Genomic DNA, 15024 nt, shown 5'->3' with positions numbered 1-15024 from the left:
GCGGAGACACCCCGCTAGCGACGCCCGGTCCGCGTAGCCAGGGCCGAGACCCCGACCCCCAGGATCACCAGACCGAGCCCGGTGAGAAACAGCTGGGAGACGGTCGCGCCAAACGCCAGACAGGAGAAGGCGGTACCCACGAGTGGCACCCCCAGGGTGAAATTCGACATGCCGAACGTGGAGATCCTCCGCCCATGCTCCGCCGAGATGACGAAGCAGGCCGACGTCGCGATCGGACCGATGAACAACAGTGCCTCGACCAGCGTTCGATCCCAGACGATGGCGACCGGCGGCCCCTCGACGAGGTAGGCGGCAATGGCCAGGGGAATGGTGGCCAACAGCATCTGCCAGGGCGCCAGGAGCAGGGCCGGGGTTACCCAGCGGTGGCGCTTCACATGCAGGATGACGATCGCCCAGCTCACCGCCGCCAGCAGCAGGAAGGCCGCCCCCACAAGGGTGTCCGGCTGCGTCCAGTCGAGCTCTCCAGGGGAGCAGACCGCGACGACGCCCGCCATCCCCACCAGCAGCCCGGCAAGCTGCAGCCGGGTCGGCGCTTCACGAAACAGCACCCAGGCCACGACCACGCACCACAGCGGCGTGGTGTAGGCCAGGAGCACGGCCTTGCTGGTGTCGACATGCACCATCGCCACCATGCCGAGTCCGGTAAAGGTCATCATCTGCAACAGGCCAACGCTGGCGACGATGGGCAGGTCCTGCCGGGTGGGCCGCCTGAGTTGCCCGCGCACGCCGAGATAGGCGAACAGGCAGAGCGCGGCACTGGCGAATCTGAGGGTCGCCAGCCAGAGCGGCGGCACGCTATGCAGGGCAAGCTTCGTCACCGGCCAGCTACTGCCCCACAGCAGCACCATGAGTCCCAGGCACAGGTAGGTGGAGGAGATGCCCCGGCCCTTGATGCGGCTTTTCGCCAGATGCTGGATTGAAACGCTCATGGTGCCACCCTGTCGCAAGCAGATTTCCCAGGGTCATGATGCGGCGATACCCGCGAAAAAACGCACCTATCTGTTCCTCTAAAAAGATAATATGGGTAATTTTTACCCACAAAATGAGCAGCATAGGAAAATCTCACCATGAGCCGAGCGACGCTCGATGAGGCCAGCCTGCGTATCCTCGATGCGCTTCAGGAAAATGCGGAGCTCAGCAATGCGGAGCTGGCCGACATCGTGGGCCTTTCCGCTTCACCCTGCTGGCGACGCGTCGCGGAAATGAAGGAGCGTGGCGTCCTGCGCGGCGCCGTGACACTGGTCGATCCGGCAGCGCTCAACCTGGCCATCAACGTCTTCGTGCATGTGTCGCTCAAGCTTCAGGACAAGCAGTCCCTGGAGATCTTCACCAATGCGATCAAGGAGCGCCCGGAAGTGATGGAGTGCTACCTCATGAGCGGCGAGGCGGACTTCATGTTGCGGGTGGTGAGCGAAGACCTGAGCAAATACCAGACGCTCCTACTCGACTGCCTGACGTCCATCCCCGTCGTGGCCAGCATCAGATCGAGCTTTGCCCTGAGCCAGGTGAAATACACCACGGCCCTGCCCACCAATCATCTGCGAAAGCGTCCGGCCGGCAGCAACGGTTGAGCGTTCGGGAGCGCCAGGCCAGTCAGGCGGCTGCGCCCCACGTTCTCGCCCGCTCCGGGGTTTACTTCACGTCCCCCGCGGCTTGGCTCGCGCCGTGGGTTCGGCGATCAAGGGATCGTCCGGCCAGTAGTGTTTGGGATAGCGGCCCTTGAGATCCTTCTTCACCTCGCCATAGGTATTGGCCCAGAAACTGGCCAGGTCCTGGGTGACCTGCACCGGTCGCCGCGCAGGCGAGAGCAGGTGCAGCTTGACCGCCAGTCGTCCACCGGCGAGGCGCGGGGTGTCGGCCAGGCCGAACAGCTCCTGCAGCCGTACCGCCAGCACCGGCGGCTGCTCGCTGTAGTCCAGGCGGATGCTGGAACCGGAGGGCACCGCCAGGCTGCGCGGCGCCAGCTCGTCCAATTGCCGCGGCAGCGGCCAGGGCAGCAGGCCCTGCAGCATGGCGGCCAGGTCCAGAGTGGCGAAGTGGGCCAGCCGGGTAACGCGCTCCAGATAGGGCAGCAGCCAGTCTTCCAGGCTGACCAGCAGGGCGGCGTCGCTTACATCCGGCCAGTCGCTCGTCTGCTTCTGCTGCAGGTCCAGCTGGCGCAGCAGCGCCACCCGCGCCTGCCACTGGCGCAAGTCCGGCGTCCAGGGCAGCAACTCCAGGCCCTTGCGCCGCACCAGCCCGAGCAGCGCCCGGCTGCGGGCGGCGGCGTCCAGATTCTTCAGCGGCTCGCGACTCAGCACCAGTTGGCCGATCCGCCGCTGGCGTTCCGCACGCAGCACCCCCTCGCGTTCATCCCAGTCCAGTTCGTCGTGACTCACCACCTGCTCGGCCAGCGGCCCTTCGAACAGCGCCGGATCCAGTTCGGCGGCGAGGTAGATGCGCTCTTCGCGCTGCCCCTGGCGACTGCCCAGGTCGGCCACCACCAGCCAGGGCGATTTCATCAGCCCATCCGGCTCGCCAAAGCTGGCGGCCCGGCCATTGGCCAGGCGATAGTCCTGGCCGCCGGCCTTGCGCTGCTGGGCGATGCGATCCGGATAGGCGCAGGCCAGCAAAGCGCCGGTCCAGCGCGGGTGTTCGGGATCGGCCACCGGCTGCCCGGCCGGGCCGCGCAACAGGCCGCGATACTGGCGGATCAGCTGACGAATGCGCGCCACGCCGCCGCGCGGCCCCCGGCCTTCGCCCGCCAGCAGCAGGAGACGGGTGTGCAGATCGGCGCCCTGCCCCGGGGTCAGGTCGCGCTCGCCCAGCAGCGCGGCGATCTCGCAGGCACGCTCGGCCAGGCCCCAGGCCTGACCGCGCAACAGCAGGTGGGCCAGCCGCGGATGGGCCGGCAGGCCGCTCATGGCCTGGCCGTGAGGCGTGAGCACGCCGTGGTCGTCCAGGGCGCCCAACCGCAGCAGCAGATCGCGGGCCTGGGCGAGGGCGGCAGCGGGCGGGGGATCGAGCCAGGCCAGCTCCTCGGCGTTCATGCCCCAGCGCGCCAGTTGCAGGGCCAGACCGGCCAGATCGGCCTGGAGGATCTCGGCGCTGTCATAGGCCGGCAGCTGCTGATGCAGCTCTTCCGACCAGAGTCGATAGCAGATCCCCGGTTCCAGGCGGCCGGCGCGACCCTGGCGCTGGGTCGCCGAGGCACGGGAGATGCGGCGGGTGGTCAGGCGGGTCATGCCGCTGCCGGGATCGAAGGCCGGCACGCGCGCAAGGCCCGCGTCCACCACCACCCGCACCCCTTCGATGGTCAGGCTGGTCTCGGCGATGTTGGTGGCCAGCACCACCTTGCGCGTACCCGCCGGCGCCGGCTCGATGGCCGCGCGCTGGGCGGCCAGCTCCAGCTCGCCGTGCAGCGGACAGAGCAATACCCCCGCGGGCATCTGCTCCGCCAGGCGCTCGGCGGTGCGGCGGATCTCCGCCTGGCCGGGCAGAAAGACCAGCAGGCTGCCGGTCTCCTCGTCCAGTGCCTGCAACACCGTGGCGGCCACCCGCGCCTCCAGGCGCTCGTCCTGGCCGAGCGGTCGGCTCCAGCGGGTCGTCACCGGAAACATGCGCCCCTCGCTGCGCACCACCGGCGCTCCGCCCAGCAAGGCAGCCAGGCGTTCGCCTTCCAGGGTTGCCGACATCACCAGCAGCTTGAGCGGGGTGTCACGCAGCAGCTCGCGGCCGCTCAGGGTCAGCGCCAGGGCCAGGTCGGCGTCCAGGCTGCGCTCGTGGAATTCGTCGAAGATCACCAGGCCGACGCCCTCCAGCGCCGGATCGTCCTGCAGCCGTCGGGTGAGGATGCCCTCGGTGACCACCTCGATGCGGGTGCGCGGGCCTACCCGGCTTTCCAGGCGGATGCGATAGCCCACCGTCTCGCCAACGCCTTCGCCCAGTTCCGCGGCCAGGCGCTCGGCGGCGGCGCGCGCCGCCAGCCGGCGCGGCTCCAGCAGCAGGATGAGCTGACCGGCCAGCCAGGGCTCATGCAACAGCGCCAGGGGCACCCGGGTGGTCTTGCCGGCCCCCGGCGGCGCTTCCAGCACGCAGTCATCGCGGTGGGCGAGGGCCTGGCGCAGCTCGGGCAGGACAACATCGATGGGCAAGGGCGTCATTGGGCACGGCCGGTGGTCTCAACGGGGCGGGCAGTATAAGAGCGGCTAACAAAATGTAGCGAGCGGCTGTCAGGCAGGTGCGCGCGGCGCGCAGAAACCGCAGTGTACGAGTGGTACATGAGGATTCCGAGCACTGCACGCGCCTGTATGGCAGACGCGCAGTAGTTTTGTTTGTCGCTCCAAAGCGTCTCGCCCGCCGTGATTCCGGCCGCTATAGTGGCGGCCTCATCCAACCGGAGGTTGTCTATGTCGATGCGTACCCGCGCGGTGTGTGGCGTCCTCGCCGCAGCCCTGTTCACCCAGCTGACCGCTTGCGGTTCGCTGTTCTATCCCGAGCGCCGCGGCCAGATCACCGGCAGTGGCCGGATCGATCCGGGCATCGTCGCCCTCGATGCCATCGGCCTGCTGTTCTACATCATTCCCGGCCTGATCGCCTTTGGCGTGGACTTCGCCACCGGCGCCATCTACCTGCCCGACAACAAGCGCGCCGAGGTCGATCCCAGCGAGCTGAACAAGGCGGTCAACCCGGATGGCAGCGTCGATCGCGCGCGCCTCAAGGCCATCATCCAGCAGGCCACCGGCCACAACCTGCCGCTGGACGATCCGCGCCTGCTGCAGCGCAGCGGCAGCAACGAGCAGCTCGCCAGCCTGGGCCTCGCCCCGCGCGCCTGATGAGCGACCCGCACGGCACCGAGCGGCTCCTGCGTCGCGCCACGGCCGCCTCGGTGGCGGTGGCGACGACGCTGATCCTGGCCAAGGCCGTGGCCTGGTGGTTCAGCGGCTCGGTCAGCCTGCTCGCCGGCCTGACCGACTCGCTGCTCGATGGCCTGGCCTCGGTGTTCAACCTGCTGGCGGTGCACTACGCCCTCAAGCCGGCGGACGACGACCACCGCTATGGCCATGGCAAGGCCGAGTCCCTGGCCGGCATCGCCCAGGCGGTCTTCATCGGCGTCAGCGCCGTGCTCATCGCCTGGCAGGCCATCGGGCGGCTGCAGCAACCCGAACCCCTGGGTGCCCATGCCCTGGGCATCGCCGTCACCCTGTTTTCCCTGGCCCTGACCGCCGTGCTGGTGGCCTACCAGCAGCACGTCATCCGCCTCACCGACTCCACGGTGGTTCGCGCCGACGCCCTGCACTATCGCTCCGACCTGCTGCTCAATGTCGGCATCCTGATCGCCCTGGCGCTGACCGGCTTCGGCTGGTACTGGCTGGATCCGCTGTTCGGACTGGCCATCGCCCTCTATATCCTCTGGAGCGCCTACGGCATCGCCCGCGATTCCTTTGGCGTGCTGATGGACCAGGAACTGCCCGCCGACATCAGCGAACACATGCTGCAGCTGGCCTGCCAGGTTCCGGGGGTGGAAGGTGCCCACGACCTGCGCACCCGCCTCTCCGGCAATCACTGGTTCGTGCAAATGCACCTGGAGTTGCCGGGCGAGATGAGCCTGTCCCGTGCCCATGTGCTGTGCGATGAGGTGGAAGCCGCCATCCGCGCCGAGTATCCCCAGGCCGAGGTGCTGGTCCACGCCGATCCGCTGGACGCACCCGACGTTCCGCACCGTCATCCGTTGCCGCCCGCCTCCTGAGCGGAACCTGGCGCCGTTGCGCTCTCTCGAATCTGCTGAGCCTGATTCGAGAGAGCGCCCCAGACGGCGCCGGAGTCCACCATGAAAACCATGCACCCGGTCGCGCGCCTTGCCGACCTGCGCGAAGACCGCGGCACCGCGGTCGAGATCGAAGGCACCGAAATCCTGCTGCTGCGCGTCGGTGACGAGGTACGTGCCTTCCAGGCGCAGTGCCCCCATGCCGGCGCGCCGCTGGCCGAGGGCGCGGTCTGCCAGGGCCGCCTGGTCTGTCCCTGGCACAAGGCGAGTTTCGCCGTCGACGATGGCCACCTCTGCGAACCACCGGCGCTGGATGCCTTGCAACGCTATCCGGTGGACGTGCGCGACGGCGAGGTGCTGGTCGGGACCGAGCCCCTGCCCGCGCAGACGGCGGAGCCCCAGTCCGACGATCGCCTGTTCATCGTCATCGGTGCGGGCGCCGCGGGCACCGCCGCAGCGGCGGCCCTGCGAGAATTCGGCTTTGGCGGCCGCCTGCTGCTGATCGGCCGCGAACCGGGTGAGCCCTATGACCGGACCGCCCTGTCCAAATTCGTCCTCCAGGGCGACAAGGCCCCCGATGAAGCCCCACCGCTGCGCGAGGCCGACTTCTTCCGCCAGCAGCGCATCGAACGCCTGCACGCCGAGGTGACGCGCCTGGATCCCCAGCTCCGCCAGCTGGAACTCGCCAACGGCCAGACCCTGAGCTACGACGGCTGCGTGCTCGCCAACGGCGGCGAACCCAGGCCCCTTGACGTGCCCGGTGCCGAGCTCAAGGGCGTCCACCTGCTGCGGACCCGCGCCGACGCGGCCGCCATCCTGGCCAATCTGCCTGAAGAAGGCCGCGTGGTGATCGTCGGCGCCAGCTTCATCGGCCTGGAAGCCGCCTCCGCCCTGCGCAAGCAGGGCCTGGCGGTGGACGTGGTTTCCCCCGTTTCCCTGCCCTTCGTCAAGCAGATGGGCGAGACCCTCGGCCAGCATTTCAAGACCCTGCACGAAGCCAATGGCGTGACCTTCCATGCTCCCAACGAGGTGGTGGGCTTTACCGGCGACGACCAGGTGCGCCAGGTCAGCCTCAAGGACGGCACCCACCTGCCCGCCGACCTGGTCCTGGTGGGTACCGGCATCGCCCCGGCGACCGCCTTCCTGGCCAATCTACCCCTGGCCGAAGACGGCAGCGTCCCGGTGGATACCCAGCTCCAGGCCACCGCGGGCCTCTACGCCGTTGGCGATCTGGCGACCTTTCCCTTTGCCGGTCAGCCGACCCGCATTGAACACTGGCGCCTGGCCCAGCAACACGGCCGCCTGGCGGCGCGCAATCTGCTCGGCCACGCCGAACGCTACGCGGACGTGCCCTTCTTCTGGACCCTGCATCACGGCAAGCGCTACGAATACCTCGGTCATCCGCGCCAGTGGGACGACATGCACCTCGACGGCAGCCTGGGCGACCAGACCTTCGTCGCCCTGCTGCTGGCCGAAGACCGGGTAGTGGGCGTAGTAGCCTGCCAGCGGGAACGAGCCACCGCCATCCTGGCCCAGCGTATGCGCCAGCCGCTGGGACGCGCCGAGGCCCTGGATATCGTCCAGGCCAACTAAAGGAGTCGACATGGCCAATCCCTATCGCGTCGGCCTGATCGCCGATACCCATGGCCTGCTTCGCCCCCAGGCGCTGGAAGCCCTGGCCGGCAGCGACTTCATCCTGCACGCCGGTGACATCGGCAAGCCCGACATCCTCGACGCCCTGCGCGAGCTGGCGCCGCTGGCGGTGGTCCGCGGCAACAACGACGACCTGCCCTGGGCCGACGACATCCCGGAGCGCGTCACCCTGACCCTGGCCGACGTCGACATCCATATGCTGCACATCCTGCCCGAGCTGGATCTGGCGGCCGCCGGTGCCAAGGTGCGGGTGGTGGTCAGCGGCCATTCGCACAAGCCGCTGATCGAAGAGCGGGCTGGCGTACTCTACATAAACCCCGGCAGCGCTGGCCCGCGGCGCTTTCGGCTGCCGATCAGCGTCGGCCGCCTGACCCTGGATGCCGGCCAGCTCCAGGCCGAGATCCTGGAACTCACCCCCTGAAGGAATCCCGATGAGCATCGATTACCACTTCTACGAACCCAGCCAGGGCCACGGCCTGCCCCATGATCCCTTCAACGCCATCATCGCGCCCCGTCCCATCGGCTGGATCTCCTCCCATAGCGAAAGCGGCGTTCTCAACCTGGCGCCCTACAGCTTCTTCAATGCCTTCAACTACAAGCCCCCGCTGATCGGCTTTTCCAGCCAGGGCTACAAGGACAGCGTGGCCAATATCGAGCGCACGGGCGAGTTCGTCTGGAACCTGGCCACCCGTGAACTGGCCGAGGAGATGAACACCAGCAGCGCCATGGTCGGACCCGAGGTGGACGAATTCGCTCTGGCCGGCCTCGAGCCTGCACCCTCCAGCGTCGTCAAGGTGCCGCGGGTCGCCCGGGCCCAGGTGGCCTTCGAGTGCAAGCTGAGCCAGGTCGTCCGCCTCAAGACCGCTTCCGGGGACGAACTGGATCAGTGGCTGGTGCTGGGTGAGGTGGTCGCCGCCCATATCGACAAGCGCCTGCTCAAGGATGGCATCTACCAGACCGCGGCTGCCCGCCCCATCGTGCGCGGCGGTGGCCCGGCCGACTATTTCGAGATCACCGAGGCCGCACTGTTCCGCATGCGTCGCCCCGACTGAGCGGTCGGCCCTGGAATGCAAAACGGCGCCCCAGGGCGCCGTTTTGCATTCCAGGCTCACTAGCCTGCGGCGCTGACGCGAAAATTCAGTCGCGGGAAATGCACCTGGAGCGCCCCCAGTTGCGCGTCGTGGCGACGGATCACCAGGGCTTCGCTGTCGGCATGCACCAGCTCGCCCACCACGGGATCCACCCCATAGTCGGTCGCCGCCACGCTCACCCGGTCACCCCAGGCGAAGCCTTCCACGGCAACGGCCTGGTCGCTCGGCAAGACCAGCGGCTCCGCGGTCCTGGCGATCTCCAGCGCCTCGGCGGCGCCGAGTTCCTCATGGGTACCATGACCGAACCCCAGCACCCGGGCGAACCAGGCGGCGATCTCGGGACGCTCGTCGATCAGGGGCGCCAGTTGTGGTGTGCTCTTGAGAAACCAGAAGTTGTGCGCCAGGGCGATGTCGGCCAGCGAAGGCGTGCCGAAGAGGAATTCGCCAGCGCTGCGCCCGAGCTGGGTTTCCAGCCGGGTCAGCAGGGTTGGCAGCTGTTGCCGGGCCTGCTCGGGTGTCAGACGACTCAGGCTGCCACCACTGAACAGCGCCTTGCGGTCATCCATGAAGGCCTGGGCCTGCCCCGGCGGCAGACTTGCCAGGCGCGGCCCCATGATCTCCGGCTGGAACATCAGCGCCACCGCATGCTGGAACAGTACCGAATCCGCCCAGCCAGCAAAGGCGGCCACGACCGCTTCCTGACCTTCCGGAAACAGCGCCGGTACCGCCTTCTCCGCCTCCAGCCGGCGGGCGATCAGCGCCGTGTCGCAATAGACATCGGCCCCCACCTGCAGCACCGGGGTCTTGCGATAGCCGCCGGTGAGCGCCACCAGCTCGGGCTTGGGCAGCATCCGCGGAATGATCACCGAACGCCAGGCCAGCCCCTTGAAACCCAGCAGCAGGCGCGCCTTCTCGGCGAAGGGCGATTGCCAATAGTGATGCAGAATCAGCTCGGACATGACAGCACTCCTGAATCAGCCACGGGCGAGGTGCCGGACAGGGCCAGCACCAGGGCTTCCTTGGCTCGTTTGGGTAGCTTCTTGATCTGGATTTCGCGGCGCAGGGCGGCCGACTTGTCGCCGCAGGCTTCCACATAGACCAGCGCCTGGGCCGGGCTGGAAGCGAAGAAGCGGGCACCGCGGCCACTGCGGTGCTGGGCGAAACGGCGCTCGGGATCATCGCTGATGCCGCAATAGAGCGCCTGATTCTCGGCGCGCACCAGGTAGACATACCAGGTGCGCGCGGGTGGCAGGGGGTCGTCGCTCACCGTCAGGCGAACCACTCCCGGGCGGTACGCCAGACGCACACGCCGACGAAATAGATGCCGCTGGCGAACCAGAGGACCATCAGCCACAGCGGCTTGTCGGGATGCACGAACACCATTATGGCGCTGCTGAGCAGCCAGATGGAGGTCACGGCGATGTTCAAGGCCATCAGCTGACGCACGCGGAAGGGATGCAGGAACTTGACCCGGGTCAGGGTCAGGGCGGCCAGCACCAGCACCACCGCCATGCTGAACCAGGGCGCCAGGTCCAGCACGTAGAAATACAGCGCCACCACATTCCAGGCCGCGGGAAAGCCGACGAAATAGTTGTCGGCGCTCTTCATGTTCACATTGCAGAAACAGAACAGCGACGACAATAGGATGATGCCCACCGCAACCAGCTCGAAGTGCGGCGGCAAGGGAACGAAGCGATAGATGAAGATCGCCGGAATGAACACATAGGTCAGGTAGTCGACCACCAGGTCCAGCGCCGAGCCGTCGAAATGGGGCAGGACCCGCTTGACTTCGAACTTGCGCGCCAGGGTGCCGTCGAGCCCGTCGACGAGCAGGGCGATGCCGAGCCACATCAGGCAACCCTTGGGTTGACCGTCGACCAGAGCGAGCAGCGCCAGAAGCGCGAGGATCACACCACTGGAGGTCACCGCATGGGCGCCCCAGGCCTTGGCTTTTGTCAGCATGAGCGGATGGGAAATGGAGTTCACGGGCGTCTCTCTATGATGACGGCTTCGACTGTCCAGCGCACCGCCTGTTCTGGCAATACGCTACGAAATCGACAATGAAGCCGGTGAACGGCAAGGCGGGCCTTGACCGCCGACCCCGGAAACCGGGCGCCAAACATCGAGGATACCGCGCCTTGCCGTCCTTTGCCCGCCTTCCCGCCGAACGCCCGTGACTGGGTTCGCAGGACGACCGGGGCGGAGCACGTCCGCCCCGGTCGCTTCCTAGTGCAGGATCTGGCCGAGGAAGAGCCGCGTGCGCTCGTTCTGCGGGTTGTCGAAGAACTGGTCCGGCGCGGCCTGTTCGACGATCTCGCCCTTGTCCATGAAGATCACCCGGTTGGCCACGGTGCGGGCAAAGCCCATCTCGTGGGTCACGCAGAGCATGGTCATGCCGTCCTGGGCCAGGCCGATCATGGTGTCCAGCACCTCCTTCACCATTTCCGGATCGAGCGCCGAGGTCGGCTCATCGAACAGCATGATGCGCGGCTGCATGCACAGCGCCCGGGCGATGGCCACGCGCTGCTGCTGGCCGCCGGACAGCTGGCCCGGAAACTTGTTGGCCTGCTCGGGAATGCGCACCCGCTGCAGGTAGTGCATGGCGATCTCTTCGGCCTGCTTCTTCGGCAGCTTGCGCACCCACATGGGCGCCAGGGTGCAGTTCTGCAACACGGTCAGGTGCGGGAAGAGGTTGAAGTGCTGGAACACCATGCCGACTTCGCTGCGAATGGTCTCGATCTGCTTGAGATCGTTGGTCAGCTCGGTACCGTCGACGATGATCTGGCCCTTCTGGTGCTCTTCCAGGCGATTGATGCAGCGGATGGTGGTGGACTTGCCCGAGCCGGACGGTCCGCACAGCACGATACGCTCGCCCTGAGTAACGGTCAGGTTGATGTCCTTGAGCACGTGGAACTGGCCGTACCACTTGTTCACGTCCTTCAGCTGGATCATGACCTTGCTGCTGTCGACCGGCTGCTTGTTGCTTACATTCATCTATTGACTCCTAACGCTTGTGGCCGGTGTTCAGCTTGCGCTCCAGACGGGCGGAGTAGCTGGACATGGCGAAACAGAAAATCCAGAAGACCAGGGCGGCGAACACATAGCCTTCGGTGGACAGACCAGGCCAGGCCGGGTCGGAGGTGGCGCGCTTGATGCTGTTGAGCAGGTCGAACAGGCCGATGATGACCACCAGGCTCGAATCCTTGAACAGCGCGATGAAGGTGTTGACGATGCCCGGGATCACCAGCTTGAGCGCCTGCGGCAGGATCACCAGGCCGGTGGTCCGCCAGTAGCCCAGGCCCATGGCCGCAGCGGCTTCGTACTGCCCCTTGGGAATGGCCTGCATGCCACCTCGCACCACCTCGGCGATATAGGCCGCCTCGAAGATGATCACCATGACGATGGCGCGCAGCAGCTTGTCCAGGTTCATGCCATCGGGCAGGAACAGCGGCAGCATCACCGACGACAGGAACAGCACCGTGATCAGCGGGATCCCCCGCCAGAACTCGATCATGGTCACGCAGATGACCTTGATCGCCGGCAGCTTGGAGCGGCGCCCCAGGGCCAGCAGGATGCCCAGCGGCAAGGCGCCGACGATGCCTACCGCGGCGATCACCACGGTCAGCATCAGGCCGCCCCACTCGCTGGAGGGCACCACGCGCAGACCGAGACCGCCATACAGCAGCCAGAAGGCCACCAGCGGATAGATCACCAGCAGGGCCAGGCCGTAGCGGGCCTTGTGCTTGAAGCTGTCGAGAAACAGCGGAATCGCCCCGATCACGGCGATCACCACGGTCAGATCCACGCGCCAGCGCTGATCGCCAGGGTAGAAGCCGTACATGAACTGCCCGAAGCGCTCCTTGATGAACACCCAGCAGGCACCGCCTGGCACGCAATCGGCACGGGTGCTGCCGCTCCAGGTGGCATTGATGAAGGCCCAGTTCACCACCGGCGGCACGATCAGCCAGACGAGGTAGAGACCGAACAGGGTCAGGAGGGTATTGCCGATGCTGGAAAACAGGTTGCCCCGAATCCAGGCCAGGACACCGACGCTGGAAGGCGGCGGCGGCAGGTCCGGTTTGAAAGTATGGGTCTGGTTACTCATACGCGCTCCTTAACGCTCGATCAGCGCGATGCGCTTGTTGTACCAGTTCATCAGGATGCTGATGCTGATGCTGATGGCCAGGTAGACGCTCATGGTGATGGCCATGGTCTCGATGGCCTGACCGGTCTGGTTCAGAACGGTGCCGGCGAACAGCGCCACCATCTCCGGATAGCCGACGGCGGCACCCAGCGACGAGTTCTTCATCAGGTTCAGATACTGGTTGGTCAGCGGCGGAATGATCACCCGCAAGGCCTGGGGAATGATCACCAGCCGCAGGGTCAGCCCCGGACGCAGCCCCAGCGAACTGGCCGCCTCGGTCTGACCGTGGCTGACCGCCTGGATGCCGCCACGCACCGTCTCGCCGATGAAGGCCGCGGTGTAGACCGACAGGGCCAGCGCCAGGGACACCAGCTCGGGGATGATCACCCAGCCGCCGCGCAGGTTGAAGCCCTGCAGTTCCGGCACCTCCCAGTGCAACGGCCTGCCGAAGACCAGGGCCGCCAGCAGCGGGATCCCGATCAGCAGCGCCAGTACGGTCCACAGCACCGGGAAGCGCTGGCCCGTGGCATGCCGCCGTTTGCGCGCCCAGCGCACCACCACCACGCTGGCGACGATGGCGATCAGCAGCGCGATCAAGCCGGGCAGGAACCCGGCATCGGCGATCGGCGCGGGCATGTACAGACCGCGGTTGTTGACGAAGAAGGCTTCGCCCAGGCTCAGACTCTGGCGCGGACCTGGCAGGGGCGCGAGCACGGCGAAATAGAAGAAGAAGATCAGCAGCAGCGGGGGAATGTTGCGGAAGGTCTCGATGTAGACCGTGGCGACCTTGCGCAGCAGCCAGTTGTTCGACAGCCGGGCCACACCCACGGTGAAACCGATGATGGTCGCCAGGAAGATACCGATGACCGACACCAGCAGGGTGTTGAGCAGTCCGACCAGGAAGACCCGCCCGTAGGTGTCGCCTTCGCTGTAGGGAATCAGGTGCTGGGGAATGCCGAAGCCGGCGGTATTGTTCAGGAAGCCGAAGCCGGAGGTGATACCCCGGTTGGCGAGATTGGCCTGGGTGTTGGTGAACAGGAACCAGCCGAAGGCCACAACGGCGATCACGGCCACGATCTGGAACAGCCAGGAGCGTGCCTGCGGATCGGTGAGCAGAGACCCACGGACCGGCGAGGACGGTTTGCTAACGTTTTGCATCTACTAGAAGCCTCATTAAATTCTCGCCCCACAGCGCGGGGAACGCTGCAGGGCGAGAATCTGCACATCCGGAAGGTGGTCGGCGACTAAGGCGCCGAGATCAACGGACCGGCGGGGCGTACTGCAGACCGCCTGCATTCCACAGGGCGTTGAGGCCACGCTTGATCTTCAGATCGCTGCCCATGCCGACGTTGCGCTCGAAGACTTCGCCGTAGTTGCCGACCTGCTTGACGATTTGCACCGCCCAGTCTTTCGGCAGCTTCAGATCCTTGCCGAATTCGCCATCGGCACCCAGCAGACGACGTACGTCAGGGTTCTTGGAGTCCTTGGCCTGGGCCTCGACGTTGGCGGAGGTCAGACCCAGCTCTTCGGCGTTGACCAGGGCGAACAGCGACCACTTGACCACGGTCAGCCAGTCCTCGTCACCACGACGGACGGCCGGTGCCAGGGGCTCCTTGGAGATCACCTCGGGCAGCACGACATAGTCGTCGGGCTTGGACAGCTTGTTGCGCTGGGCGTACAGCTGCGACTGGTCGGAGGTCAGGACGTCACAACGACCCGCTTCCAGCGACTTGGCGCTCTCGTCCGAGGTGCTGTAGGTGATGGGGGTGAACTTCATGCCGTTGGAACGGAAGTAGTCGGCCAGGTTGAGTTCGGTGGTGGTACCGGCCTGGATGCACACGGTGGCGCCGTCCAGTTCCTTGGCGCTCTTCACACCCAGCTTCTTGTTCACCAGGAAGCCCTGGCCGTCATAGTAGGTGACCCCGGCGAAGATCAGGCCCATGCCGCCATCGCGGGAGCTGGTCCAGGTGGTGTTGCGCGACAGCACGTCGATCTCGCCGGATTGCAGCGCGGTGAAGCGCTCCTTGGCGGTCAGGGGAGTGAAACGAACCTTGGTGGAGTCACCGAAGACCGCAGCGGCCACGGCGCGGCAGACGTCGACGTCGATGCCCTTGTAGTCACCCTTGGAATCGGTGTAGGAGAAGCCCGGCAGGCCATCGCTGACGCCGCATTGCACGAAACCTTTGTTCTTCACCGCATCCAGGGTAGCGCCTGCGTGAGCCATGCCGGACAGGCCAAGAGCAGCGGCGGTGGTCAGAATTGCCAGGGTAGACTTCACCATCTTCATCGATAAGCTCCACTTTGTTTATGAATTACGTTCCAGTCGCACGGCAGCACGATGTCTCTCGCCTGATTGCCGTGGAACCCGC

15 protein-coding genes and 1 other RNA gene are annotated in these 15024 nt (G+C 66.4%); 6 read left to right on the top strand and 10 right to left on the bottom strand.

Annotated features, from left to right (window positions below; genetic code table 11):
- Positions 1 to 14: 14 nt before the first annotated feature.
- Positions 15 to 950, bottom strand: a complete 936-nt coding sequence (locus OMP44_RS22030; RefSeq protein ID WP_280311275.1) for a DMT family transporter — start codon at positions 948 to 950, stop codon at positions 15 to 17.
- A gap of 138 nt (positions 951 to 1088) precedes the next feature.
- Between OMP44_RS22030 and OMP44_RS22025 the strand changes: the two genes are divergently transcribed.
- Positions 1089 to 1592, top strand: coding sequence for an Lrp/AsnC family transcriptional regulator (locus OMP44_RS22025; RefSeq protein ID WP_133862081.1), 504 nt, complete (start codon positions 1089 to 1091; stop codon positions 1590 to 1592).
- Positions 1593 to 1658: 66 nt separating this feature from the next.
- Here OMP44_RS22025 and hrpB read toward each other — a convergent pair whose 3' ends face one another.
- Together hrpB and OMP44_RS22015 are read right to left on the bottom strand one after the other, a co-directional pair.
- Complete coding sequence (hrpB, locus tag OMP44_RS22020) at positions 1659 to 4163, bottom strand: ATP-dependent helicase HrpB (RefSeq protein ID WP_280311272.1); 2505 nt, start codon at positions 4161 to 4163, stop codon at positions 1659 to 1661.
- A 43-nt stretch (positions 4164 to 4206) separates the two neighbouring features.
- Positions 4207 to 4282, bottom strand: a non-coding RNA gene (locus OMP44_RS22015) — sX9 sRNA.
- A gap of 127 nt (positions 4283 to 4409) precedes the next feature.
- Between OMP44_RS22015 and OMP44_RS22010 the strand changes: the two genes are divergently transcribed.
- The 5 genes from OMP44_RS22010 (at position 4410) to OMP44_RS21990 (ending at position 8472) form a co-directional block, all read left to right on the top strand.
- Positions 4410 to 4835, top strand: a complete 426-nt coding sequence (locus OMP44_RS22010; RefSeq protein WP_017639149.1) for a hypothetical protein — start codon at positions 4410 to 4412, stop codon at positions 4833 to 4835.
- A complete protein-coding gene (locus OMP44_RS22005) occupies positions 4835 to 5749 on the top strand; it encodes a cation diffusion facilitator family transporter (protein ID WP_280311268.1) in 915 nt (304 codons plus the stop codon). Before OMP44_RS22010 ends, OMP44_RS22005 begins: the two co-directional genes overlap by 1 nt.
- Positions 5750 to 5830: 81 nt before the next feature.
- Complete coding sequence (locus OMP44_RS22000) at positions 5831 to 7360, top strand: FAD-dependent oxidoreductase (protein ID WP_280311266.1); 1530 nt, start codon at positions 5831 to 5833, stop codon at positions 7358 to 7360.
- 10 nt (positions 7361 to 7370) lie between these two features.
- The gene (locus tag OMP44_RS21995) at positions 7371 to 7841 is read left to right on the top strand and encodes a metallophosphoesterase family protein (protein ID WP_280311264.1); all 471 of its coding nucleotides are present in this window, start codon (positions 7371 to 7373) and stop codon (positions 7839 to 7841) included.
- A gap of 10 nt (positions 7842 to 7851) precedes the next feature.
- On the top strand, positions 7852 to 8472 hold the full coding sequence (locus OMP44_RS21990) for a flavin reductase family protein (RefSeq protein ID WP_273863119.1): 621 nt from the start codon (positions 7852 to 7854) through the stop codon (positions 8470 to 8472).
- A gap of 59 nt (positions 8473 to 8531) precedes the next feature.
- Here the strand turns inward: OMP44_RS21990 and OMP44_RS21985 are convergent, their stop codons facing one another.
- The 7 genes from OMP44_RS21985 to OMP44_RS21955 form a co-directional block, all read right to left on the bottom strand.
- The gene (locus OMP44_RS21985) at positions 8532 to 9470 is read right to left on the bottom strand and encodes a glutathione S-transferase family protein (RefSeq protein ID WP_280311260.1); all 939 of its coding nucleotides are present in this window, start codon (positions 9468 to 9470) and stop codon (positions 8532 to 8534) included.
- Positions 9458 to 9778, bottom strand: a complete 321-nt coding sequence (locus tag OMP44_RS21980; protein ID WP_208694098.1) for a GIY-YIG nuclease family protein — start codon at positions 9776 to 9778, stop codon at positions 9458 to 9460. The genes OMP44_RS21985 and OMP44_RS21980 overlap by 13 nt, the downstream gene beginning before the upstream one ends.
- A 2-nt stretch (positions 9779 to 9780) precedes the next feature.
- Positions 9781 to 10473 carry a phosphatidylcholine synthase gene (pcsA, locus tag OMP44_RS21975; protein WP_280311394.1) on the bottom strand — a complete coding sequence of 231 codons (693 nt, stop codon included), beginning with the start codon at positions 10471 to 10473 and terminating at the stop codon, positions 9781 to 9783.
- A 264-nt stretch (positions 10474 to 10737) separates the two neighbouring features.
- On the bottom strand, positions 10738 to 11505 hold the full coding sequence (locus OMP44_RS21970; protein WP_039976153.1) for an amino acid ABC transporter ATP-binding protein: 768 nt from the start codon (positions 11503 to 11505) through the stop codon (positions 10738 to 10740).
- A gap of 10 nt (positions 11506 to 11515) precedes the next feature.
- A complete protein-coding gene (locus OMP44_RS21965; RefSeq protein ID WP_187981196.1) occupies positions 11516 to 12616 on the bottom strand; it encodes an amino acid ABC transporter permease in 1101 nt (366 codons plus the stop codon).
- Positions 12617 to 12625: 9 nt separating this feature from the next.
- Positions 12626 to 13813, bottom strand: a complete 1188-nt coding sequence (locus OMP44_RS21960; RefSeq protein ID WP_187981195.1) for an amino acid ABC transporter permease — start codon at positions 13811 to 13813, stop codon at positions 12626 to 12628.
- A 100-nt stretch (positions 13814 to 13913) separates the two neighbouring features.
- Entirely contained in the window at positions 13914 to 14942 is a 1029-nt protein-coding gene (locus OMP44_RS21955; RefSeq protein WP_187981194.1) for an amino acid ABC transporter substrate-binding protein, read from the bottom strand.
- Between the last annotated feature and the right edge of the window lie 82 nt (positions 14943 to 15024).

It is taken from the genome of Pseudomonas flavocrustae, assembly GCF_029872515.1.
Taxonomy (GTDB): Bacteria; Pseudomonadota; Gammaproteobacteria; order Pseudomonadales; family Pseudomonadaceae; genus Chryseomonas; species Chryseomonas aestiva.
The sequence above is the reverse complement of the archived record's forward strand: the minus strand, read 5'-3'. Positions and strand labels throughout refer to the sequence as shown.

Bases quoted from the DNA above. Each gene is read 5' to 3' on its own strand.
- OMP44_RS21960 (WP_187981195.1), bottom strand. From the start codon at position 13,813: ATGCAAAACGTTAGCAAACCGTCCTCGCCGGTCCGTGGGTCTCTGCTC.
- OMP44_RS21965 (WP_187981196.1), bottom strand. From the start codon at position 12,616: ATGAGTAACCAGACCCATACTTTCAAACCGGACCTGCCGCCGCCGCCT.
- OMP44_RS22025 (WP_133862081.1), top strand. From the start codon at position 1,089: ATGAGCCGAGCGACGCTCGATGAGGCCAGCCTGCGTATCCTCGATGCG.
- OMP44_RS21955 (WP_187981194.1), bottom strand. From the start codon at position 14,942: ATGAAGATGGTGAAGTCTACCCTGGCAATTCTGACCACCGCCGCTGCT.
- OMP44_RS22000 (WP_280311266.1), top strand. From the start codon at position 5,831: ATGAAAACCATGCACCCGGTCGCGCGCCTTGCCGACCTGCGCGAAGAC.
- OMP44_RS22005 (WP_280311268.1), top strand. From the start codon at position 4,835: ATGAGCGACCCGCACGGCACCGAGCGGCTCCTGCGTCGCGCCACGGCC.
- OMP44_RS22030 (WP_280311275.1), bottom strand. From the start codon at position 950: ATGAGCGTTTCAATCCAGCATCTGGCGAAAAGCCGCATCAAGGGCCGG.
- OMP44_RS21970 (WP_039976153.1), bottom strand. From the start codon at position 11,505: ATGAATGTAAGCAACAAGCAGCCGGTCGACAGCAGCAAGGTCATGATC.
- hrpB (WP_280311272.1), bottom strand. From the start codon at position 4,163: ATGACGCCCTTGCCCATCGATGTTGTCCTGCCCGAGCTGCGCCAGGCC.
- OMP44_RS22010 (WP_017639149.1), top strand. From the start codon at position 4,410: ATGTCGATGCGTACCCGCGCGGTGTGTGGCGTCCTCGCCGCAGCCCTG.
- pcsA (WP_280311394.1), bottom strand. From the start codon at position 10,473: ATGCTGACAAAAGCCAAGGCCTGGGGCGCCCATGCGGTGACCTCCAGT.
- OMP44_RS21990 (WP_273863119.1), top strand. From the start codon at position 7,852: ATGAGCATCGATTACCACTTCTACGAACCCAGCCAGGGCCACGGCCTG.
- OMP44_RS21995 (WP_280311264.1), top strand. From the start codon at position 7,371: ATGGCCAATCCCTATCGCGTCGGCCTGATCGCCGATACCCATGGCCTG.
- OMP44_RS21985 (WP_280311260.1), bottom strand. From the start codon at position 9,470: ATGTCCGAGCTGATTCTGCATCACTATTGGCAATCGCCCTTCGCCGAG.